Origin of the sequence: Enterobacter cloacae complex sp. SHL009, from assembly GCF_049237205.1 — a bacterium.
Classification (GTDB): Bacteria; Pseudomonadota; Gammaproteobacteria; order Enterobacterales; family Enterobacteriaceae; genus Enterobacter; species Enterobacter cloacae_M.
In genome coordinates, this window is the sequence record NZ_JBMKIW010000012.1 from 23,163 (window position 1) to 44,027 (window position 20,865).

Consider the following 20,865-nt stretch of genomic DNA (forward strand, 5'->3'; position numbering starts at 1 on the left):
ATGACGGGTTTATCCTGCGGCAGAAGAGCGCTGATTCTTATCGGCTGGCATTGGTGTTATCGGTGTGTAATACCATGGACGGTTTTTGTTTGTAAAAGCTCTTCCCCTGCTCGTAAGCGTACATCGGGAGTCGTATTGACGGGGATGTGTTATTCAATTGGCGGCGTGATGCGCCACAGCAGACTGTCTGAAACCGGAAATGCCCTGGTCGGTCTCTTTTTCATCGGATTTGCGGCCAAGCTGGCCAGCGCTATCTCGTGATCCACCCTGTCAGCTGCATACAGACCGCCTTCCCGGCGGTTTTTTTATGCCTTTTCTACGGTGACAAGACAGGGCGTAAGTCTGCCTGCCCGTGGCTCAAGATCCGACTTCGGGAGAAATCGGATCTTCGCTGCGAGAAGAAGGATATATGTACAGATCCATGAAGCTTGAGGGGAGGGCTACAGAGGCATCTTATGATCGCCTCATAAACTACAGCGGTCACTCGGCATTACAAGTAGCAGGTGAGATTGATGGTGATCCCGGGATACTCGGCTCGGAACTTGTCCAGAAGGTGCAACAGGCTATGACAGTCATGAGGCAGGTGAAGGAGTGCACGCGAAAAAAGGGAGGTATATAAAACTGCAAATCATGCTTGTTTCTGTGGCAGCATGAGTGAACCATGGAGTATATATTTATGGAATTTATTTAACATAAGATAGATTTAGCCAATCAAATATTTTATTTTTATGTATTTTATTTTTTCTTGGTTATCTCCAGGGGTCATGCCGCGCCGTATCCTGAGACTGGCTGAGAATACGTATGACCGTAATCACCGAATGTGATGACACAAAATAGATCATGTGCTGTTCCACGGGCAGCGAGCAGATATTATCTGCCAAGCTCCGCGCGATGCGTGCCGATGTCATGCATGGCCAGAACATCAAACACCGCTGCTATACGCCCGATATACGCATCCGCCTGAACAACCCCGAACTTACGGAAGCTGTAGTCCCAGATTGCTTCCAGATCTTCTTCTGCTTTCGGTGTCAGCTCAATCTCTTTCATTTTCCACCCTGGTCCTGACATTATTCAGGAATGCATCCTTGTTCCATGGTTTCGCCTCCCCGCTGCCGAGCCCTTCAGCGAGCAGATCGCGCAGTTCCTGAAGACGGGATTCAGCCTGCTTCTCGCGCAGCAGCCGCAGCGCGTCACGCATGACCTCGCTCTGGGTACGGTAATCACCGGCCTTAACTAGGGAATCGATAAATTCGCGCAGCTCTTCGCGCAGGTCCACCGTCATCGTACGGGCCATAACCCCTCTGTTTCTTAATGTAAGATTTGTTCTTACATCATTATATCAGCTTACTTCCATCTCCGGCATGTTAGCCAAAATTTGGCTTTAACCCGCCGTCCCGCAATTTTAAGCGCCATTGCGGGACGTGGCGTGCCGGATACTTTCCTGAAGAAATCTGGCCTAGTCCAGTACCACAGCCGTTTTGCTTCGGGTTTCAGCCTCAGGCTATACGCGCCGGATACTTCGCTGAAGAGTGTGACAGCCTTATACGTCCCCAGCCCTGCTGCCGGTTGAAGCCCTGAAATTCAGCGCTCTCCATCGAGCCGTCAGCGAATATTCCCTCCGTCTGCTTATCACCGAGGAGGTTGTGCGCGGCTTACCGTGAAATCGTGTTAAAGCCATTTACGACAATCACCGCGCCGGCCACCACGCCCACCGGCGTCATTGAGGACATCATGACGATCCCACTAATCTGCATATGCAACCCCTATACATATGCAGTGCATCTGCCAATACTAAGGATATGCACACACCCGGTGCGCGACCATCATTCCGAATATGCTTCGCATATCCTTCAACTCGGGAGAGAAATAAATGAGAGCCGTATCAATTTTTAAAAATGGCAACAATCGCGCCATCTGTCTCCCCCACGATCTGGATTTTGAGGGGGCGAGTGAGCTGGAGATCGTCAGGGAAGGGGACAGCATCATCCAGCCTCCCGTCCAGCCTACCTGGGGCTCGTTCGTGCAAATGGAAAAAAAAGACCCGGAATTTATTGCGGAGCGTGAGGACGTTGTCACCGACGAAGGACGATTTAACCTGTGAACAAGATCTATGTGCTCGACACCAATATCTGCTCGTTGATCATGCGCGAGCAGTCTGAAGCGGTACTGAAGCGCCTGAAGCAGCGGTGCTGCGCGGCCACCGTATCGTGGTCTCGGCCATCACCTACTCCAAGATGTGTTTCGGTGCTACTTGCCCAAAGGCCTCGCCACGTGCAGCTGGTTGACGCGTTCTAATAGACAGGCTGTACTTTCTGGCTGGAAGAGTATGCAACGATTTTGATATGTAAACGGAAGGGCAATTGTAAAGGGAAAAAAGACGAGGGACTCTACAGGCGACATCACATCCCTCGACAAAAAATTCTCAACTGATTTTAGTTAGTAGAGAACGGGAAGGAGAATTTAGGATTTTGCTGTATAAAACGCAACGGTAAAATGTAAAATTTTAGTTAACTGGCTGCAATTCAATCTATTATAGCACTTGCCGTATTTCGGTTTGATCCCTCAGTTGATTACCTGGTAAATTATGGCAATGGTGAATCCCCCTATGCGGTGGGGCGTTCCAGTCAACTGCTGTCTGCAGGTATGCGCGCGGCTTTACTGACCATGGGTAAAGTCACCGGGAGGCACCCGGCACCATGACAATAATTACAACCAGTTTGAAATTCCTTGAGAGCCTGCCGTAAAACGCAGGCCTTTTTTTATGTTTTTGCAAACTGCTGCTACGCTTTGGGTTGTGGGAAGTAACTGAATGCCTGACGGTTATCCATAACCGATAGTGAATCAGCCGATACAGCTTAATTCCTGTGCATGGTCTTACTCACACCTACCTTACAAATAGTCAACTCATTAGCCTGCCGTCAAAAGCGGGCTTTTTTTCTTGATAAAGTACCCGCATAGAGTGGGGTTAGAGCATGTATCGAACGGAAAAAACAACCCCTGGCATCATGCCGTCGAAGAGTTGCGCAAGGTGAAAAATATCCAAAGGTAAAACTCAGCGCAACTGTGCTGGCGCTAAGAGCGATAACGACGATCTGCTAATGGATACTTTTGCAGGGGCTGGTGATCGCCGCCAGGCATTCAACTCCAATCGATTCAGTCAGATTGCAGAGCATGCCAACAGGCTTAACTTCATGGACGATACCAGCACCGAAGATACCGTAATTGAATACCGGGAGATTCTCCGCCGTGAAAATAACTGTTATTTTCCTGTCCACGTTGACATTGCTGATGTGCTGTTTGAATACGCTGACCGTTTATGTTCCAGCACAATGCACACCTATGCCGATTGACATGACGCAGCGGATGATAGTTCCTTCGCCTCCTTATCACATAGTCTTCTCTGGATTAAGCCACTGCTAGCTGTGATTGAGAAGTGCAACAACAACCTGGCTGGCATACGCCAGATGTAGCTGGATAGAAAGTACGAGGGATGGCTCGTCCTTGAGCACACGGGTATTTCTGAACGACGGCTTTAACTGACATAGCAAAGCACCTTAAATTGTAGAAAAGACCCATCGTTTAACAAGCGAAGCGCAGCTTTTTAACAAATTTCCCGCAGCGCGGTATGCATAATCTCATTTTCAATAGTTCTTAAAATTCACATTCCCGATTTACCCTACCCGTTTTTTAAGTCCTTAATGATTTAGCTCCTGGTTTGGAATGAAAAGGTATGAGCGGATGTAGAATATGATTTTAAATCCCTTTGAGCGCTTTAATATACAGTTACGGGGTTAGTTGAGTGATAGAGGCCACAAAGTGCAAGTGCAGATTATTGTCAGCTTTCAGTAGAGGGATAGAAATGAAGTTTTTACCCGCCTTTTTGATTATTTTTGCGTTTCTGCCCGTTGCTCGGGCGGTGGTTAACGTTGAGGGAACCCGAGTAATTATTCATCAGGGCGAACGTTCGGCATCGCTCACGCTCTCTAATTCAGAGAAACAGCCCACGATGGTCCAATCTGGAGTGATAATTGCGATCCCCTCACGCCGCCTGAAAAAACGACCACGCCGCTTATTGCTGTTCCTCCGGTATTTAGTATGAAACCAGGTGAAGTTCGTGTGGTGCAACTTATGCGGACGTCTACAGGAACTTTATCGAAAGATAAAGAGTCACTACTCTGGCTGAATATTTACCAAATCCCACCTAATACCGCTGCTGTATCTGGGGTCAGGCAAGTAGTGTTGCCACTGCGTCTGAGGATGAAAGTCTTTATTCGTCCGGAAGGGGTAGATGATCCGGTAGAGCAAGATGGTAATAAACTTCGCTTTATTTTACAGTCAACCAAAAATGGAGAACGAATGTTAGTCACAAATCCCACGCCGTGGCATATGACTTTGACAAATATGAGTTTTATGAGGTCTGGCCTCGGAGGTATAATGGTGGCACCGGCGTCGAGTGTTAGCATTCCTGTTGAACCAGGAAAGGGAACGCGACCGTTCAAGTACGAACTTATTAACGACCTGGGCACCCGCTGGGTGTACAGTGTGAGATAGCAAATAATTCACACTTAATGATAGAGTCCACTGTGCTGAAGATAGCTAATTATTGCATATATTCTCCCGTTCTCATGTAGTCACGATATATTTGATAATTAATACTGCGCGCAAAGCGCGCAGCTATGATAAACAAAGATCAGCGTAAATGAGTCTCAACTGGGTATTATTTTTTAATCCGGAAGACCAAGGCCCTTTAATCCCATTTGCTTAATGACTCGCAAGTTTTGCTCGTGAAAACGGGTATCACTCTGGTCTTTTTCCTGCCGTCTGTCGGCTTTCTCAACCAGGTAGCAGGTATCTTTACTTATACCTTTTGCCTCACAGTTTTTTAATCGTTCTTCTTCTGTTGTCATCATTGAACATCCTGCCAGTAAAAAAATAAATCCAACCGAAAAAAGTGATAAACCTTTCATTTCCTTCCTTAAAATAAACGAGGTTGTCTATGGGGGAATACACGGTGTGGAATCCTACAGTGTATTCCTGAGAGCATTATTCACTTTGTTAATGTACAGTCAATGTCATAATGCTGGTTCGTTTAATAATTATTAATATTTATAGTGATTTTTTTTGAGAGTAATGTGGGAACTAAAACATATAACCTATTATTTTAGGGGGTATTGCCTTGGTTGAGAAATTTTTGTTCGCTGAGTGGGGTTGGATATCTGTGCTATAAATCATTTTAAGAAAACAACGAACAGCAGTTTGGGGTGCACATTTTTGCGTTTAATTCAACTGTTATCATTAAGTGTAAAATAAAGTAACGATAACTGTGTGTTATTGTTTTCAATTTATATGCTTGCTACTTTTTCATTTCAGGACCTATATTTTAATAAAGGAAACATATGAAAAAGATGATCGGTATTATTGGTTCGTTAATGTTAATTTCTGGAACTGCAGGTGCAGTTACCCCTACAGCAACTTGTGTAAAGACAGACAATGCCGAAATAGAGGCGCTATTTGATCGCTGGAATGCTTCGCTAAAGACCGGTGATCCGCAGAAAGTGGCTGAAAACTACCTTTCCGATGCCGTATTATTACCAACAGTCTCAAACCAGGTACGCCTGACAGACGCAGAACGTGAGGATTACTTCAAACATTTCCTGGAAAAGAAACCCGTAGGACATATTGACAGTCGTACTATTCGTATTGGTTGCAATAAATCCATTGATACCGGAACTTATATATTTACTTTTGCCGATAATTCAAAAGTTTCAGCCCGCTATACTTTCACTTACGCCTGGACCGGTGACGAGTGGAAAATTTCATCGCATCATTCTTCCGCTATGCCTGAGTCCTAATGTTGAACGTGTGGTGGCCGAGAGGCTACCACCATAAGAATGCACCCACCTCATGTTCAACCCTGCATAATCCCGTCACCATCCAGCCAAAGTTTATATATTGTTGAACTTTTTAGGTGATATTTGACTCCTAATATGATTAAACTATTCATGTCTTCGATGATGTAGCGAGGTGGGGCATAGCTATACCTGCTATCACTGTTTTGAAGACAGGTCAATATCATCATTTCCTGTTTTTTAATGTTTCCAGGAGGGGAAGGCTTTGAGTGGCGTTGTAATTAAAAAGAATGATAAAGGTAGCTCAATTTTGTTGGTTATATCAATACTGAATTTCGCGATTTGGTTAGTCACGGGCTGGATCTTTTTGCATAAAGATTTTGCTGAGTATGAAATAATAATCCCTATGATTATTTTGTTATTACATACAATAGTAGCACTAACCACGTTTGTTTTTGGCGCCTGTTGTTTAAGAAGGCGTAACAAGATTAAGGTATTGATTGCTATGTTTATTTCTTTATACTTGATCTCAATCGTTTTGAGCATAATCTATCAAAACTGGAGTTCAATTATAAACGTGTGAAGCTTGGTTTTGAATGTGTCGGGCTGTTTTTCTGGCGTGTGCACATTTACGGAGCGTGCTTGTCAAAACAGAAACCGTAACGTCCATTCTTATCTGAGCACTGACGTGAGCAAAAGAAGCGTTTAGCTCTCTTCTGGCATCCCAAAATTCGCTATCCGCGATCGCCCAAGCTCTTCTTTTGCTCGTTACAGTGTGTGCTGAGGATTGCTGGCGATGCGGTACTATTGCATCTAAGTGAACGGCGGAATGGCTTACCGTTACATAGAATGAAAACCAATTGATGTACACTACGTAGCAGAAGATAACGATTATTTAGTCCCTGTATACGTTGTTACATGTAATCTGGTGGTGCAATTAATATTCATTTTCTTATATAAGGATCTAATAAATGAAAAAACTAACTAAAGTTCTTCTCTCCTCGTTTGTTCTGTTCTCGTTTTCTTCATTGGCGGCCGAAGATTTACACAATAAATTGACTATACAGGCTATTCCGTCTTCAGAGGGAACCGTTGTGGTTGAAGGGAAGCCAATGTACGAAAAAACGTTCAACGTTGTTGTGTACAGTAAAGCTAAAGAACCGATTGAATTAACTGGTTTTGTAGGCTGTTACAAAGCTTTTGATGAAAAAGGTAAGGAGTTCGATGCGAGAATGGTGCAGGCAGATCTGCTCGGAACTCTGAAGGCAGGAGCTAAAGAAGGTGAAATATCTTTCGTCAGCAACGATGCATCTGTCTACAATGCCAAATTTGTAAAATGGTCTTCCCGGTGCCCAAATCTGGCAGAACGTCCACAATAAATATGATCTGACCCCACACTTTCCTCACGATGATTGATTCTAAAGAAGATGGCGCTGGCTCATCGGTGTGGGTCTCTCAGCGCAAGGATGGACATCACCGTTTTGCATCGTCTAAGTCGTTTACGAATCCAGATATATTTCTCAAGATTTTGCGTGTAACGAGAGGCTCTAAGCCAGTATCGGCAGGCATTAAAATATTCACCACTACACTCGTAGAATGATGCCATTTCTATATATATTTCTTCTCTTTCCATTCCTGACCTGCGCATGGGCTGTAATCAGCATGTTAGTGTCATGCTGGTTATCTCTCCGATATTTGATTTCCCAGTTGGCTTACGTCACTTAAATTAATCGGTGATAAAGAAAATGCTTCAGCCATACTGCAAGCCTTTCACGACGAGATTTGTTGGATGTTGCCGGTCGTGCCTTTTGGTTGGGACTCGCACCGGCATGATAGGGTTCAGTCCACAGGCCCGGGCTTGGCCTGGCAGGTATCACTGATCTTTATAAATTTGTCGTTATAGACAAGATAGTGATTTCCCGGCAGACGCAGCGCTGGCTGACGAACCACATCACCGGGACGCAGATACCACGCGTCACCCTCATCTTCGGTCGAATCACAACCGGGTTTGATCAGTAATTTAAACCAGGTATTACCGGTATTACTCACTGTTCCTGCTACCTTATCGAATGTCCATTGAAACTGAACCTGACGCGGTCGTACTACCAGAATGGTATCCATTACCACCACCGGCTCCATGCTGACCTCACCGCCAGCCGGACTTCGCATCGTCAGGTTGCGCGTGGGGATCTCGCGAAATGAAACCCGATAGTAGCGTTCGCGGTTATCTCGCGGGCCGTGATAATAAAATTTGAAATATTCACTTTCACCAGCCTGTAACGTGAGCTGTCGTGGGGCAAACAACAGTTCACCATCCGCAGGCCGGGAGCGCACTTCGCTCCCACCCGGGCGATCGATGGCGCTGATGGTGATGCGATACAGCCGCGCACTTTTGTTATTGTTCACTACTCGTTTACTGGCGAAATCTATCTCGGCCGGCAGGGAGAAGGTGAGGTTGCCGACCGAGATAGCCTGCGTCTGAGTGGCTGCCAGAAGGCAGACTAGGCTCAGCAGGGCCTTAGTTAATGTTACGCCACGTCGCCTGAACATGAATTTCTCCTGAAGCGCTGACTTCGCCAAACCAGCCGTTATCGTCCACCGTGCGCAGTGAAATGGGGTTATTCATCGGAATAGAAAATTTTACCGTCGTCTTATCCAGTTGCCCGACGTCCCCGGAGATATCGGTCCATGGCGTAGTGAGCCAAAGTGCTTCGGACATATCCCGCCAACTGTCATCGCATCCGGCATCGTAGGACTGCTCCGTTCCGTTGCGGGTAATGAATGAAAGCGTCGCCGGAAACGGCACTTTTGCCGTGCCGTCATCGGAACTGAAGAGACAGTAGGAACGCCCACCAATAACCTGTGCCGGTCCGGTCACCTTAATGAGCACTTCGTCGGCGGCTGTTTTACCGCTGGTGGTGACGATGTAGCCGAAATCAAGTGCTGGTTCCTCGCTCCCGACAAATCCCTCTCGTGACGGAGAGGTTGTATATTCGTCGGAGACAATGCTGACGCTAAAATCACGTGGTTTGATAATCAGTGTATTGGAGGTGGAAAACTCATACCATCCCGACTCCGGCGAGGTGGTGTTCTGGAAGCGAAAATTGAACAGATCCTTGGTGTTGATATCGCTGATTCCGAGGTTCACCATCTGCTTAAAGAAGTTGCTTGAAAAGAAAACATAGACCGAATCGGCGCCTTTCATCTCATTAAAGTTATAAAAATAGGTGGTGTTGCTCACTGGCTTCCAGGAATTGCCATTCAAACTGAATTGCATATCGTATATGCCTACGGCAGAGGCAAGCGACGAGTTAGCAATTGCCGGGAAAATACGAATCGAGGTGTTACTTAACCCATTAGTCTGCAGGGTGTAGCTCACCATTTTGCAGCTTAATCCCGATCGGCTGCCAATCGTTTGGGGCCGACAGTCGGCATTGCCCTCACCGAGGGTCGGTACGCCGTCACTGTTGATAAAGACCTCCGCAAGGGAATTGGTGTTGATCAACATCAGATTTGCGGCTTTAGTATGAGTGACGTTGCGCACAAACCAGTTGCCGGAGGCCTGATCCTTACAGCGCGCACCGCTGCTGGCGTCATAATTTACAGAAGTCTGACAGGCATTTATGGTCATCGTAAAGCTACCGCCGACCGGCATTTGTTGCAGATACTGATAGAACGCGTCAGACATCATGCCATGCATCCACTTTGCGTTTCCGCTGGTCACTGTCGCGCCATAAAATCCGCTGGCGTCGGTGGTTTGTGGCAGAATAAGGCTGGTGGCGATATCACAACCGGTATACCAATTGATGCAGCGAAGGCCGGTCAAAGGGTGCGACACTGGTGAGTTTTCCACCCACATATCAAACTTCCATCCAGCTGTCAGGGGGGTGTTGTAGCCATTATCGATATAGCCCAAGCTCACCTGATATATGCTTCCAGAGCCGTTATACTTCAGCCCCGTCCATCGGTTTGACCCGGTCATACGTGGATCCAGCGGGCCGCCGGGCGTGACAAAATAGTTATCATCCGAGTTGTTTTCCACGAAGACAAACTGCCTGTCCGGTGCATCTGGCCTGATGGTTTGGGTGACCGCGGCGTTCACCCGCGTGATACAAAGCGCCGCTGTGAACATGACTAAATATGCCAGCCATTTAGCTTTCATTTCCTTCTCCTGTCTGCTGCGTGCGGGCATAAGTGGAGAGACCGGTACAGACCACATCCCCAACCCAGACGGCACCACGCGCGTTGCTGAGCTCCAGCGCCACTTCGCAGGTCTTATTGCCCCCATAGTTGAAATCGATGGTGGGGTATTTCTTATCAACATCCATAACAAATTCGCCGTTTTCATCGGTTCGGGTCCGGCCTATATGATTATTAATCCGCGCGTTAGCCATTAGCGTGCCGTCTTCCGCGCGGATACGACCGGAGACAGTGACCATTTGTTTTACCTCTGGCTCAATCACTGCGACGTTGCCGGGATAGAGCGTCAGATGGCTCTTGCGGCCGCTGACGATGTCGTAGCTGTCGAGCGAGTTTTTACTGTTCTGTAGCTCCACCTCATACCTTCCATAGGGAGAGAGTGGCAGATAGTTACGCTTGCCGCTGAGTGCGTAAATTCGCCCGTTGACTTTGGCGCTTATCTCACCATCGTCATCCAGCCCGGTGTTGAGTATCACACCGGCATTACCGTCGGTGCGCCCGCTGGCGGCCAGGTTTTTGCCCTGCCAGCCAGCACTGCCGCTGGCCGTCAGGTTGGTATTCACGTAGCCATCCGCTGCACTGTTGACGTTTAAGGTTCCACTGGCGTAGCGGGCATCAAACTGGGCATAGGCGCCACCGCTGAGGGTCTTGTCATCCCCGGTATCCCCGGAAATAGCCCGCGACACATTGGCGCCGATGGTACGAATTGTTCCGCCATCAAACTGCTTGCGCGCCGACAGGTTAGCCATGGTGTAACCGTTCTGATGGGTCATCCCCGCACTGAACCAGTTACCCAGAGGCAGCGAGAGGTCAAGAGCAACATATTTCCCGGTATTAGTGTTGCTGCTGCCATTGTTAAAACGCTGGATCCCCGCCCGCAGGCCAAGAGATCCAAAGGTGCCACTGTAAACTGTCTGATAATAATCCGCGGTGTAGTAATGGCTGTTATAACGTCGGTCATCGTTGTAGCTGATAGTAAAGGTGCCCAAATTCGACCATAGTGCGTTGAGGTTGAGGGTTCCTCCAATAGCCCGGTTATCAGCATTGCTGCGCCGTAATTGATCGCCAATACGCGTTTTCTCCTGGTTAACCCAAAGCGAACTGAAGCCCCCGGGCAACGTGGCGCTGATGCTGCCAATGCTGCTCCATGAGCTATCGCTGGCCAGCATATTTTGCAGGTTAACGTTAACTGATTCAGTGAGCGGCAGTGTCACTCGGGTTTCGCCCACTGCCTGATTGTCATAACCATATCCGGTTGCAGCCCAACTCAACGTGTCGAGCGAGCCGGACGCCGAGACGCCGGCCAGCCAGCTCTCTTTTGCTGGCCGAGTCTTTTTCCCGCTCTCCGACCAGCGATCCATGTGAAAGCTGCCGCCCCATACCTGCCACGCCAGTGGCGATCCGACGCCGCGTCCCCGACTGAACAGCTTATTGACTCGCTGGGTGCGTTTACTGACTACGCGGCCGTTAACAATCACTTCCACTTCCACATCGTAAATACCGTACGGTAGTCCGCGGGTATCCACTTCATAGCTACCCATAGCGAAGTTCTGAACGCTAAGCAGTCGCCCGTCACGCAAAAGATGGACCTCTCCCGCCGCCGGTAAAAAAGCAACCACCGGCGTGGTCGACTGGCTGTTGTCGAAAACGGTGGAACTGGCCTGATTTCCCCAGGAAAGACCGTAAATCTTCCCGGCCGAAATGGCGGTCATCGGTCCCAGCGACTGCAGGTTCCATGTATCGAGCATTCCGCCCGCAAAACGGTGGCCTGCAAAATCGCGCTCATACATTGCCTTATATAATTCGCTGTCTTGTTGACCGCTGCCGATACCGTACAGCGAACCATCCAGCACTACATGGTGCTCCCGCAGAGCGGTGACGTTGTTCAATGACAGGTAACTAGAGGTATTGCTTTCACCATTGCGCATCTGGTTGTTATAGACGCCAAGGTTATAGGTCAGGTTGCTGCTAACGGCGTTCACGCTGGACTGGCCAATATCTTCGCTGCGCGAGCGCAGCACAGTACCCAGCGCCTCGCGTTTGACCACCAGCTGTAGCAGCAACTGGCGCAGACTGAGATCCAATTGCGCATTGTCTGTCAGGGTAATGGTGAGCGCTTCGCTGAAGGGGACGTTGGCGAGACGAGTCAGTTGCTGCCGGGTTTTCTCGCTTACGCTGGCGTTATCTTCTCTCTCCTCCAGCTGTATCTGTCTTATACGCAGCTGGCTACCATCCAGCCAGATAAAGGCACTGCCGATCCGCTGATCGTCCTGCGTACCCTGGCTACCAGCGAGATGAATATAGAGCGGGACGCTCATGCCGTCCTGCAACGCCTGACTGAAGGCCTGCGGAATCATCACGCCGCCAATCTGCTGTAAGCTGGAGTCAGCAGCGCTGGCATCAGGCTGAACGAACAAAAAGATCATGCTGAAGGCAAACCGTGTCTTCAGTTCTTGGGAAATCCGTCGTAGAGACATCGTCATTATCCATCTGCACAGCTGTCTATTTCACAGGAACAAACTGCTCACCCTGCCAAAGCGCAACACGTCCTTTTTTATCTGCAATATTCACACGCGTAAAACGACGTGATTTACCCGGCATCAGATAGTAATTTTCTTTACACTCCTTGCCGTCAGCAGCCCTTAGGCAGGGACCATAAGCCAGGATCCGCAGCGTTGCGTTTCCTGAGTTAGTTAACTCACCGTTGGCGTACTGAAAGCGGTAATTTACCTGACGGGGTGCCACGACCAGAATTGTTCCAATACGCGCAGAGGCGGTTGCTACCGCGCTGCGGTCGGCTTTATTACGCTGCAGGTCACTGAGGGCCTGATCAAACCAGACAATGCGGTAATAGCGTTCTTTGTCATCTGATGGACCTTTGTAGAAGAAACGGATCACATCGCTCGCCTGGGCGGGCAGCAGCAGGCTGGCAGGGGTGAGCAGTACCTCATCGGGTTTGTCCATAGGGATAACCTTTCCGTCATCCAGCGGTGAGGAAAGTCGTTCGAGATGAATATTGATCAGGCGTCCGCTGTCGGTACTGTTTTTGATAGTCTTGCTTAGTGAGCTACTGCTGCTGTTCATAAAGGAGGAGATATCGCCGACGTCCAGCGCCTGCGCTGGCGCGCCCCCGATGAGCAGCAGCCCGAGGGCCATAAGGAATTTTTTCATTACAATGCCGTCCGTGAAAAAAAGCAGGGGAGGGCCCCTGCTGGTGCATCAGGTGGGTCAGCCGGCTTAGCTGGTCCAGGTGGCGTCGAACTGTACGCTGACGTCGCCGCTCCAGATCCCTTCTGGCAGGGTGCTGAAATCGGTGACTGCGGTAGTCCCGTCGGTTGTGCCACTGACGATGGAGAAGGTGAATCCATCCTGCACGGTTGTACGGCCACTGGCGTTGTAACCATTAGCGAGCGCACTGAGGTTGCCGCCGAGTACTCCGTTTGCGGTATCGATCATTACGGTATCAGCAGCTTTTTCGACTGCCGCGCCGTTGTACTCAACGCCGACGTTAAGTGTTGAGCCGGAGGTATCTAACTGCGTTAAGGTATTAGTGATAAGACGCGAGGTCAGCTTAAAGTCGGTAGCCGTTGAGTCGCCCTCAATCGCCACGTCAAACAGACCCTTTTGCGAGTTGAAACCTTTGACACCTTCTGCATACTGGAACGCCAGGCTACCGAGGGGGGTCACCACAAGTTTGCTGGTCGTGTCCTTTTTGGCAGTCGCAGACCAGGTCGCTACAGCTTGAGCTGTTACGTCAGCCGCCTGTGCCACACCCATACCGGTAAACGCCGTTACCAGAGCTAATGCCAAGACCTTTTTTTTCATCGCTTTTTCATCCTGAGTTAAATTAAGGACATGATGTCCCGGTGAATCATCTTGAAATTTTTTCGAGCTGTTAAACTAATTTATATAATTTGGAGTACAGCTTTGCCTCAGCGTTACGCCGATGGGTATATACTGTCTTCACACTACAATTTTCTATTCTGGCAATCGATTTAGGTTGCATGCCTTGAGCTGTCATGCGAATTATTTTCATTTCCCGATCAGTGATTTTGTCTTTTTTAATATCTTTGCGGAGAAATCGACCGTTGATGACATAGGCCAGCTCTTTACGAATGTCACGACACAGGCCGACGTATACAATGCCCCTGACATCACTATTGTAATACCAGTAATTTGCCAGAGCCTCTGATTTTCTGGCCGCAATCAATACGACCTGTTTACCCTTTACGGCAGACAACCATTCGCTATCTCGCCTGATAAAGTCAGTTAAAGAAGCCGTGTTGATATTGATAAAAACAAAATCTTTTTTTATTTTTTTCGGCGACAGATAAATTAATTTCTCGATATCCAAAATTAGTTCGGATAATCCTTTGTAGAAGAAGGAGTCATGGGCAGACCAAATGTACTTATTGGAGCAGTATTTATATTCCATATGGTTTTGCACCTCATTGTCCTTGAAGTAATTATTTTAAAATGTCACTGTATACCATGCCTCTAAAATTTCAGGCGCGTATGGTTTCTCTAATCAGTCTCCATCAAATAAACGTCACATTACCCATCGCTATTGGAACGACAAGATCAATTTTTGATAATTATCTGCTTGGAATGAAATTTAAGTTTTTTCCTAATGAGTGTCAACGCGAGAGAAGAAAAGAGATTCTATGCCTGGGTCAATATTTACAAAAAATGATAATATCAATTTTTTGAGGTGAGGAAAAAGGCATTTGTTTTCATTGGGTTATTTGCATAATAACATTTAATTCTTACCAATGTTTTATATTACCCAGGATGTTAGCCCTAATGTGTTAGGAATATTCTCAATGAGAGTGGCGATGAATATATGAAATCATCTGTGATTTGTTCGTGGGTCAGGTGGTTCAACCAGAAATGAAATTAAAATCAGGCTTTTACTTGTTTTTAAAGGTAATATCCAGTATTATATTCCGCACAAAATCGTTATGTATATGTTAATGATTAGTAGATTCTGAATACATAGCAAAGGTCTATAAAATATCTATTCGCCGAAACAGAACCAGTCAGCAAGATTAACTGACCATTGCTGAGTCTTCTTGTCGTCACAGGTACGTATTGGTGTCTTTTACTAGAAAAGTTTAGCTGCTTTTCTGGACTTGACCAGCAGCCTACAAGATATTATTTATACCAACAATAATTATGTGGTTATTAGGTTGCAATACAATAAACGCACAACTCAAAAAGTGAACGTTACTGCGTAGGCCTTTATGATATTCTCCTGAAATCAAACCTGTTGTGGGGTCAGTCCACCATGAGGTCATCACGTTCATATGAAAGTAGTAAATTACAGTGTGTTGATTTATCTAGAATTTGCTGAGGGGGAGTGTGACCTGGATGGTTCTCTGGTGGCATTCTTGCGCTCAAGAGGTTATACATCTCTTTCATCCTCTTCTGTTCATACATGCGCGGTCTTTGCCGGACATGAAGACCAGGTCATGTCAAAATCTGAATCCGTAAATGACGGTGCGGGGTATCTCAGAAAGAGACTGCAAAAACTGTTTAAGAAGGTGATGCAGGAGCATCATTTTTCCTGCCAAATTTCACTTGTCATTTCACCCACTGATGTGACCACAACCTATATTCCGCGAAAGCGCGGTGGGTTAAGGTGCTAAAAGAAACATCGGGATTTCCCGTGACAGATTCAAATCAGACGTGCCATCAGTGATGAATGGCCGTATCTTATTGGAAGGTACCGTCGGTTTTTGAACAAACGAAAGGCTTATCAGTATGATTTCTCATTTAGACCATTTTGTTCTCACAACCCGCGATATGAAGGGTTGTGTCGATTTCTACTCAGACGTACTCGGGATGGTAGTTGTTCGATTCGGAGCGGGCAGGACAGCACTGAGATTTGGTCAACAGAAAATCAATATCCATGAATACGGCCGGGAAATAGAGCCAAAGGCGCATCTGCCAGTGCCCGGTTCGCTGGATTTATGCTTTATTGTTCATGGAACAATTGAAGAACTGCTTGCCCACCTCAATGCTCACGACGTTAAGATTGAAGAAGGGCCTGTAAAAAGAACTGGTGCCAGCGGGGAGATTGAGTCCGTTTATCTTCGCGATCCGGATCTCAACCTCATTGAACTGTCTGTTTACCTTAACGGCTAAGCGAGCGTTGCAGTCCTGTTTTCTGGAACTGGTCAGTCATTGTCAGGCCTACCCAACAGCATCAGTTATGGAACAATACGTCTCCGTAATTCCACGCCTTCACCACACCATCTGGGGTTTCAAGCAGTATCCGGCCTTCCGTATCAGTGCCCCTACAGATACCGGAAACTATCTGCGTTTTTCCTGCATCCAGTGAAATCTCAGTCATTTGATTAAGCCCTTTCATTCTCCCTTCATAGGAACTCCGCAGCACGCTGAATCCATATGTTTTCCAGAGGGAAAAATAGTCATCCCAGCGATGCAACAGGCTTTGGAGGACATCCGTAGCATCTTTATCCGTGAAGCCAGCCAGTCCCGCAGCGATGTTTTCCAGACCCATATTATCGGCAGTCATGTTAATGCCAATTCCTACATAAATGGCTCTTGGATCGGCTTCAATCAGTGTTCCACTAACTTTTGCTCCATTTATCAGGATATCGTTCGGCCATTTTATCTGCACGTCAGCATCACGAATAATAAGAGACAGCGCATCATGTATGGCTATCCCTGCGACGAGAGAAAGCGTAGGTAGTGATGTCCTGTCATCCGGAAGAGGAACAACAATGGTGACCGCAATATTCCCTGGTGCCGAAATCCATTTGCGGTTGTATCGCCCTTTACCGGCAGTCTGCTCGCGTGCGGAAAGCGCGAAATTCATGTTCCCGGTATGCTGGACAATCCGTCTCGCTTCATTATTAGTACTGTCCACCGAGTCAATTGTTATCAGCTCTGTCATTCTCATCTGTTCCGATAATTACCAGGTCGCCAATCCTAACAAACTCACCTGAACAGTGAAACATAGGTGACATGACTGGTAACAAAGGTCATCAGTACCTCCGGTGATTGGGGATAATGGGTTAAGAATGTTTGCTGCCAGAAAATGAATACTTTGCGCGCAACTTTGCTTCATCAAAAGGGGTAAGCCAGTATTTAACAACCTACGAAGATTTCTGTTGCTGCGGGGGAGGGGGTTAAAAAATCTAATCAGTTATGATTTATGGTTGTCGTTGTCGTTGTCGTTGTCGTTGTCGTTGTCGTTGTCGTTACATTAGCATTGCATACTGGTTATACTTGTCCTCTGTTTTTACTAACACAATACCTGAATGTTAAAGAAACTATATTTCGCTCTACCTATCGTTGCTATGGCCGGTGCTGTCGTATTTTGGCTTCAACCTCACTACTCGACAGAAGAGGAAAGCTACTACCGCTCGGTCTTCTGTACCATTGATCATAACGATCAGGAAATGTTCTTGCGTGACATGGAGAAACTTGTGGAAGGAGGAAATTCAGAATATGCGCTCCGTCAGTATCACTATATTCCTGAGCTCGGTGAAAAAATGTTCAATACCTGGAAGAAGCTTAGTATCCAGGAAAAAAATGCTTTAAGGGAGGATTCTCAGAAGTGTCTCGCTATCATGAGCGAGAGACAACGATTGTAAGTACCGTGTTAACGCCAAGCTGTAATATTCCCTTTGAACCATTCTAAAATGTCCCCAGGAGATTTCTGGGGGAAATTTCATGATCAAAGAGACAGTTACTATGAGCCATAAGGAACTCGACTGGCTTCAGATTATTCAGGAGCCAGTTAGCCGTCACATCAACTAGGAACAAGCTGCGGTACGTATTGGGGTCTCAATCCGTCAGGTTAAACTCCTGGTGCATCGATACAGAAATGAAGGTCCTGTGGTCTTATATCTCGCAGACGTGGAAAGCGTCCAAATAACGCTTTTACGCCCGCATTTAGAACGACGGTAATATCACTCCTCAAAGACCGCTACGCTGGTTCTTGACCAACTCTTGCCTGTGAGAAATTGCGCGAGATACACGGCTTGTGTTTATTCGTAGAAATTCTCAGAAAGTGGATGGTAGGGGAGGGAATATGGCGTGAACGCCGTCGTAAACATGCCCGAATAAATCAGCGCCGCATGCGACGTCCATCCTACGGTGAACTGATCCAGATTGAAGGCTGGCCTCATGACTGGTTTAAGGGAAGGGGGGGGCCAAATGCGCACTGATAGTTTTTATCGATGATGCTACCAAATTTGATGTTCGCTGAAAGCTGGTTGGTCCCAGGCGCAATGCCTATTGTCAGCTTGCAGGTGAAATAATAACAGAAGGTCTATCCAATGCGTGTTATAAGCGAGTATGAAAACCTCCACGCTGGTGGTTGAGAGGTATGGCATGAAATTACGAATCACAAGAGCAATCGGCCTCAGCAAGTTCTCGCCACGTTGGGTTAAGGTTATCTGTTTACGGTTAGCAAAAAATGATATTGAGCGCTCCCTTAATGCTCTTCTGGCCAACATTGATGAATCTGAGCTCTCTCCAGAGCAAGTCAAAGCGTTTAGGGAATGCGTTGACAGGATTAACTTGGCACGGGGTAAGGGGATGCAGGCGTGAACACTTTTAATTAAGCATGTCTCGATGTTGCTTTGGCAATGATGGCTTTTATCCAAAAAATTTGGCCGGCGAAATGTAGTCTAAGTGTTTGATAAAAGGTAAGCCCAAATTGTATATGCGCAGCGTGTTTGCTGCGCAAGTATTGCTGATAGGCAAACATCAGCGGAGCTTTCGAAAGCCAAATATGAGCGAATTAAGGCTGATGGGAGCGCCTTGGGATGAAACTGTCCGCTATGTGCGAATAGCAGATCGGGTATCAACTATTGGTATGGGTTTTAACACGCGTCAGTGTCTCAGTCTTTAATCGATTTACTCATATTGACACCTGTAACCCCGAATCCGCTGGTTTCATAAACATGCCGGGCACGAGCATTATCACCTGCAACACGCAATCTGATCTCTTTAATCCCCTTTTCCTGCAGATACCCTTCAAAAGCACAAAGAGATTGTTTGCCAAGTCCTAACCCCTGGCTGGAGTTGAAAATATGAAAATCGTAGATAAAGACAGTGCGCTTAGTCGAGTCTGGTTTGTACCAGAGATAACCTACATGATTGTTCGCCTTTTCCGACTGAACAACAATACACATTAACACTTGCCCGAGCGTGTTAACTCCCGCGGGAAGCAGTTCCGAGATCTCCTGCTTCGCTCTGGCGAGAGAATCATGAAGGGATAACCCGTAATTTGATTCGATTTCAGATGCATAATCATTCACAAAGTATTCGACATAAGCAGGATACTCATCTCTTGTCATCGGTCGGAAAGAAATCACATTGTGCCTCTCAATTTATAGTGTTGGAAATATTAGTAACGATGAAGTCCTCCATCGTCAATAGCGTTCATTTCTGAATAAGGTGATGGATATAAAAGGGTTAAGTCCACGTTTCGTACAGTGCGTAGTTCATTGTGAGGGTGAAAGGCCCCTTTTTCTCGTTCGACGTGACTTTCTCCCACTGATGCTTGCAATGTCTGCTCCAGGCACAGAGCGGACGATCTAACTGAGCTAAAGGTCCGCTGAGAGCGAAAAACGGATCTTCAAATCCGAATCGGTTCAATTGATTAACCTTGTCTGTCAGTCAAGCCATCGTTAACATGAATCCGATCGAAAATTCCTTATCGCATTTTTACAAATACGCAGTGGCAAGAAAGATAGATTCTGGCTCATGACAAGTTGAATTGTTCATTTGTATAAAGAGACTTCGCCTTCAGGACGCGTTTTGAACCTGCGATGCATCCACAGGTATTGCTCAGGAGCACGGAGAATTTCACGCTCGATGATCTTGTTCATATAAGCCGCTGCGGCGATCTTGTCTTCCCCTGGATAGCCTGACAACGGATTGCTGATATACATGTGATAACCTTTTTTATCGCTACGTCGAATCATGCTAAGTGTGATCAAGTGTGCACCAGCTAGTTTTGACAGAGCATACGTTCCGTTCGTCGTGGCTGCTTTTTTTACCGAGAAAAAAGGTGCAAAAACGCTTCCTTTAGACCCATAATCTTGGTCTGGTGCAAACCAAACGGCTTCACCTGCTTTTAGCGCATGAACAAAACCTGATAAATTACGTCGATTAATCATAGCCTTATTTGAACGCATACGCCCTTTTGTCTGTACCCATTCCATTAATGGATCATTGTGTGGGCGATACGTTGCCATCATAGGATGGCATAAACCCATTACTCTTCCACACAACTCAAGAGACATAAAATGAATCCCGACAACCATTACTCCTCTTGTCGCACCGGTCAGGTTTTCAAGCCCTTCGACATCAAACCATTTTTTGACTCTCGCATCGCTCCAGAACCAGGCCATTCCTGTTTCCATTAGTCCCAGCCCGAGAGAAACAAAGTTTTTATTGACCATCTGGCTCCGGGCAAACGGTGTCATCTCGGGAAAGCACAGTTCGATATTTCTAATCGCAATCCGTTCCCGGCGTTTCAGAAAGGGTCTGGATATTTTTCCAAGGCCAGAGCCCAGAATATGTAAAACCGGGTAAGGAAGTTGAACGAGAAGCCACAGCAGACCCAAACCAGACCAGGTAAGCCAGTGACGAGGATGAAGTAAATTATGAGTAAAAGTCTGTGCCATAAATTTCCTTAATGCTAATGAAGGTTATAACGCAAAAGGAAAACAATGAGGCAATTCGTCTTTAGCGATACATTTTGTTTCAATAATTTAAATCCATCTAAGTCCAGGAAAAAAATATTTTCCAATGACTGGTGGATAATTTA

At 46.9% G+C, this 20,865-nt stretch carries 19 protein-coding genes and 4 pseudogenes; 11 read left to right on the forward strand and 12 right to left on the reverse strand.

The window, feature by feature from the left end; all coding sequences use genetic code 11:
• Positions 1 to 749 precede the first annotated feature (749 nt).
• Positions 750 to 1,047 (reverse strand): annotated as a pseudogene (locus tag ACOTZC_RS20895) (type II toxin-antitoxin system RelE/ParE family toxin).
• Positions 1,034 to 1,294: a type II toxin-antitoxin system ParD family antitoxin gene (locus tag ACOTZC_RS20900; RefSeq protein ID WP_421635990.1), complete on the reverse strand. Its 261-nt coding sequence runs from the start codon at positions 1,292 to 1,294 to the stop codon at positions 1,034 to 1,036. The pseudogene ACOTZC_RS20895 and the gene ACOTZC_RS20900 overlap by 14 nt, the downstream one beginning before the upstream one ends.
• 576 nt (positions 1,295 to 1,870) lie before the next feature.
• Here ACOTZC_RS20900 and vapB point away from each other — a divergent pair.
• The 5 genes and pseudogenes from vapB (at position 1,871) to ACOTZC_RS20925 (ending at position 4,551) form a co-directional block, all read left to right on the forward strand.
• Positions 1,871 to 2,101, forward strand: coding sequence for a type II toxin-antitoxin system VapB family antitoxin (gene vapB, locus ACOTZC_RS20905; RefSeq protein WP_248162998.1), 231 nt, complete (start codon positions 1,871 to 1,873; stop codon positions 2,099 to 2,101).
• A pseudogene (locus ACOTZC_RS20910) lies at positions 2,098 to 2,273 on the forward strand (VapC toxin family PIN domain ribonuclease); the annotation flags it as partial. The gene vapB and the pseudogene ACOTZC_RS20910, both read left to right, overlap by 4 nt.
• An 825-nt stretch (positions 2,274 to 3,098) precedes the next feature.
• The gene (locus ACOTZC_RS20915) at positions 3,099 to 3,350 is read left to right on the forward strand and encodes a hypothetical protein (RefSeq protein ID WP_421635991.1); all 252 of its coding nucleotides are present in this window, start codon (positions 3,099 to 3,101) and stop codon (positions 3,348 to 3,350) included.
• A gap of 509 nt (positions 3,351 to 3,859) precedes the next feature.
• A pseudogene (locus ACOTZC_RS20920) lies at positions 3,860 to 4,227 on the forward strand (fimbria/pilus periplasmic chaperone); the annotation flags it as partial.
• Positions 4,228 to 4,356: 129 nt separating this feature from the next.
• Complete coding sequence (locus ACOTZC_RS20925) at positions 4,357 to 4,551, forward strand: hypothetical protein (RefSeq protein ID WP_274621506.1); 195 nt, start codon at positions 4,357 to 4,359, stop codon at positions 4,549 to 4,551.
• A 173-nt stretch (positions 4,552 to 4,724) separates the two neighbouring features.
• Here ACOTZC_RS20925 and ACOTZC_RS20930 read toward each other — a convergent pair whose 3' ends face one another.
• On the reverse strand, positions 4,725 to 4,967 hold the full coding sequence (locus ACOTZC_RS20930; protein ID WP_064786160.1) for a hypothetical protein: 243 nt from the start codon (positions 4,965 to 4,967) through the stop codon (positions 4,725 to 4,727).
• A gap of 429 nt (positions 4,968 to 5,396) precedes the next feature.
• Here ACOTZC_RS20930 and ACOTZC_RS20935 point away from each other — a divergent pair, with 429 nt between their 5' ends.
• Together ACOTZC_RS20935 and ACOTZC_RS20940 are read left to right on the forward strand one after the other, a co-directional pair.
• Complete coding sequence (locus ACOTZC_RS20935; protein WP_421635992.1) at positions 5,397 to 5,852, forward strand: SgcJ/EcaC family oxidoreductase; 456 nt, start codon at positions 5,397 to 5,399, stop codon at positions 5,850 to 5,852.
• A gap of 968 nt (positions 5,853 to 6,820) precedes the next feature.
• Positions 6,821 to 7,228: a DUF4354 family protein gene (locus ACOTZC_RS20940; RefSeq protein ID WP_248163000.1), complete on the forward strand. Its 408-nt coding sequence runs from the start codon at positions 6,821 to 6,823 to the stop codon at positions 7,226 to 7,228.
• Positions 7,229 to 7,688: 460 nt separating this feature from the next.
• On the opposite strand, the gene ACOTZC_RS20945 is transcribed toward ACOTZC_RS20940, so the two are convergent.
• The 6 genes from ACOTZC_RS20945 to ecpR form a co-directional block, all read right to left on the reverse strand.
• Entirely contained in the window at positions 7,689 to 8,399 is a 711-nt protein-coding gene (locus ACOTZC_RS20945) for a fimbria/pilus periplasmic chaperone (protein WP_248163001.1), read from the reverse strand.
• The gene (gene ecpD / locus ACOTZC_RS20950) at positions 8,368 to 9,981 is read right to left on the reverse strand and encodes a fimbrial adhesin EcpD (protein ID WP_258525081.1); all 1,614 of its coding nucleotides are present in this window, start codon (positions 9,979 to 9,981) and stop codon (positions 8,368 to 8,370) included. Before ecpD ends, ACOTZC_RS20945 begins: the two co-directional genes overlap by 32 nt.
• 19 nt (positions 9,982 to 10,000) lie before the next feature.
• On the reverse strand, positions 10,001 to 12,526 hold the full coding sequence (locus tag ACOTZC_RS20955) for a CS1-pili formation C-terminal domain-containing protein (protein WP_421635993.1): 2,526 nt from the start codon (positions 12,524 to 12,526) through the stop codon (positions 10,001 to 10,003).
• Between the two features lie 25 nt (positions 12,527 to 12,551).
• Positions 12,552 to 13,220: a hypothetical protein gene (locus ACOTZC_RS20960; protein WP_049001996.1), complete on the reverse strand. Its 669-nt coding sequence runs from the start codon at positions 13,218 to 13,220 to the stop codon at positions 12,552 to 12,554.
• A 66-nt stretch (positions 13,221 to 13,286) separates the two neighbouring features.
• Complete coding sequence (gene ecpA, locus ACOTZC_RS20965; protein WP_049001997.1) at positions 13,287 to 13,874, reverse strand: common pilus major fimbrillin subunit EcpA; 588 nt, start codon at positions 13,872 to 13,874, stop codon at positions 13,287 to 13,289.
• Positions 13,875 to 13,944: 70 nt separating this feature from the next.
• Positions 13,945 to 14,484 (reverse strand): ECP biosynthesis operon DNA-binding transcriptional regulator EcpR, encoded by a 540-nt coding sequence (ecpR, locus tag ACOTZC_RS20970; RefSeq protein ID WP_064786151.1) that lies wholly within the window; start codon positions 14,482 to 14,484, stop codon positions 13,945 to 13,947.
• A gap of 1,328 nt (positions 14,485 to 15,812) precedes the next feature.
• On the opposite strand from ecpR, the gene ACOTZC_RS20975 reads away from it, so the two are divergent.
• Positions 15,813 to 16,196: a VOC family protein gene (locus tag ACOTZC_RS20975; protein WP_421635994.1), complete on the forward strand. Its 384-nt coding sequence runs from the start codon at positions 15,813 to 15,815 to the stop codon at positions 16,194 to 16,196.
• 61 nt (positions 16,197 to 16,257) lie between these two features.
• Here the strand turns inward: ACOTZC_RS20975 and ACOTZC_RS20980 are convergent, their stop codons facing one another.
• Positions 16,258 to 16,971 (reverse strand): biotin--[acetyl-CoA-carboxylase] ligase, encoded by a 714-nt coding sequence (locus tag ACOTZC_RS20980; RefSeq protein WP_182947012.1) that lies wholly within the window; start codon positions 16,969 to 16,971, stop codon positions 16,258 to 16,260.
• Between the two features lie 367 nt (positions 16,972 to 17,338).
• Here ACOTZC_RS20980 and ACOTZC_RS20985 point away from each other — a divergent pair, with 367 nt between their 5' ends.
• The 3 genes and pseudogenes from ACOTZC_RS20985 to ACOTZC_RS20995 all read left to right on the forward strand — a co-directional run bounded on the left by ACOTZC_RS20985 (position 17,339) and on the right by ACOTZC_RS20995 (position 18,635).
• The gene (locus tag ACOTZC_RS20985; RefSeq protein WP_248163003.1) at positions 17,339 to 17,674 is read left to right on the forward strand and encodes a hypothetical protein; all 336 of its coding nucleotides are present in this window, start codon (positions 17,339 to 17,341) and stop codon (positions 17,672 to 17,674) included.
• Between the two features lie 79 nt (positions 17,675 to 17,753).
• Positions 17,754 to 18,273: pseudogene (locus ACOTZC_RS20990) on the forward strand (helix-turn-helix domain-containing protein); the annotation flags it as partial.
• A gap of 143 nt (positions 18,274 to 18,416) precedes the next feature.
• Positions 18,417 to 18,635, forward strand: coding sequence for a hypothetical protein (locus tag ACOTZC_RS20995; protein ID WP_042718081.1), 219 nt, complete (start codon positions 18,417 to 18,419; stop codon positions 18,633 to 18,635).
• Positions 18,636 to 18,928: 293 nt separating this feature from the next.
• Here ACOTZC_RS20995 and ACOTZC_RS21000 read toward each other — a convergent pair whose 3' ends face one another.
• Both ACOTZC_RS21000 and lpxP read right to left on the reverse strand, forming a co-directional pair.
• Complete coding sequence (locus tag ACOTZC_RS21000) at positions 18,929 to 19,405, reverse strand: GNAT family N-acetyltransferase (protein WP_248163004.1); 477 nt, start codon at positions 19,403 to 19,405, stop codon at positions 18,929 to 18,931.
• A 408-nt stretch (positions 19,406 to 19,813) separates the two neighbouring features.
• Positions 19,814 to 20,722, reverse strand: coding sequence for a kdo(2)-lipid IV(A) palmitoleoyltransferase (gene lpxP, locus ACOTZC_RS21005; protein WP_038886207.1), 909 nt, complete (start codon positions 20,720 to 20,722; stop codon positions 19,814 to 19,816).
• Between the last annotated feature and the right edge of the window lie 143 nt (positions 20,723 to 20,865).

Excerpts from the sequence above, each read along its gene's own strand:
- vapB (WP_248162998.1), top strand. The coding sequence starts at position 1,871 with ATGAGAGCCGTATCAATTTTTAAAAATGGCAACAATCGCGCCATCTGT.
- ecpA (WP_049001997.1), bottom strand. The coding sequence starts at position 13,874 with ATGAAAAAAAAGGTCTTGGCATTAGCTCTGGTAACGGCGTTTACCGGT.
- ACOTZC_RS20960 (WP_049001996.1), bottom strand. The coding sequence starts at position 13,220 with ATGAAAAAATTCCTTATGGCCCTCGGGCTGCTGCTCATCGGGGGCGCG.
- ACOTZC_RS20915 (WP_421635991.1), top strand. The coding sequence starts at position 3,099 with ATGGATACTTTTGCAGGGGCTGGTGATCGCCGCCAGGCATTCAACTCC.
- ACOTZC_RS20980 (WP_182947012.1), bottom strand. The coding sequence starts at position 16,971 with ATGACAGAGCTGATAACAATTGACTCGGTGGACAGTACTAATAATGAA.
- lpxP (WP_038886207.1), bottom strand. The coding sequence starts at position 20,722 with ATGGCACAGACTTTTACTCATAATTTACTTCATCCTCGTCACTGGCTT.
- ACOTZC_RS20930 (WP_064786160.1), bottom strand. The coding sequence starts at position 4,967 with ATGAAAGGTTTATCACTTTTTTCGGTTGGATTTATTTTTTTACTGGCA.
- ACOTZC_RS20985 (WP_248163003.1), top strand. The coding sequence starts at position 17,339 with ATGTTAAAGAAACTATATTTCGCTCTACCTATCGTTGCTATGGCCGGT.
- ACOTZC_RS20975 (WP_421635994.1), top strand. The coding sequence starts at position 15,813 with ATGATTTCTCATTTAGACCATTTTGTTCTCACAACCCGCGATATGAAG.
- ecpD (WP_258525081.1), bottom strand. The coding sequence starts at position 9,981 with ATGTTCACAGCGGCGCTTTGTATCACGCGGGTGAACGCCGCGGTCACC.
- ACOTZC_RS20900 (WP_421635990.1), bottom strand. The coding sequence starts at position 1,294 with ATGGCCCGTACGATGACGGTGGACCTGCGCGAAGAGCTGCGCGAATTT.
- ACOTZC_RS20945 (WP_248163001.1), bottom strand. The coding sequence starts at position 8,399 with ATGTTCAGGCGACGTGGCGTAACATTAACTAAGGCCCTGCTGAGCCTA.
- ACOTZC_RS20995 (WP_042718081.1), top strand. The coding sequence starts at position 18,417 with ATGAAATTACGAATCACAAGAGCAATCGGCCTCAGCAAGTTCTCGCCA.
- ACOTZC_RS20955 (WP_421635993.1), bottom strand. The coding sequence starts at position 12,526 with ATGTCTCTACGACGGATTTCCCAAGAACTGAAGACACGGTTTGCCTTC.
- ACOTZC_RS20940 (WP_248163000.1), top strand. The coding sequence starts at position 6,821 with ATGAAAAAACTAACTAAAGTTCTTCTCTCCTCGTTTGTTCTGTTCTCG.
- ACOTZC_RS20935 (WP_421635992.1), top strand. The coding sequence starts at position 5,397 with ATGAAAAAGATGATCGGTATTATTGGTTCGTTAATGTTAATTTCTGGA.
- ACOTZC_RS20925 (WP_274621506.1), top strand. The coding sequence starts at position 4,357 with ATGTTAGTCACAAATCCCACGCCGTGGCATATGACTTTGACAAATATG.
- ecpR (WP_064786151.1), bottom strand. The coding sequence starts at position 14,484 with ATGGAATATAAATACTGCTCCAATAAGTACATTTGGTCTGCCCATGAC.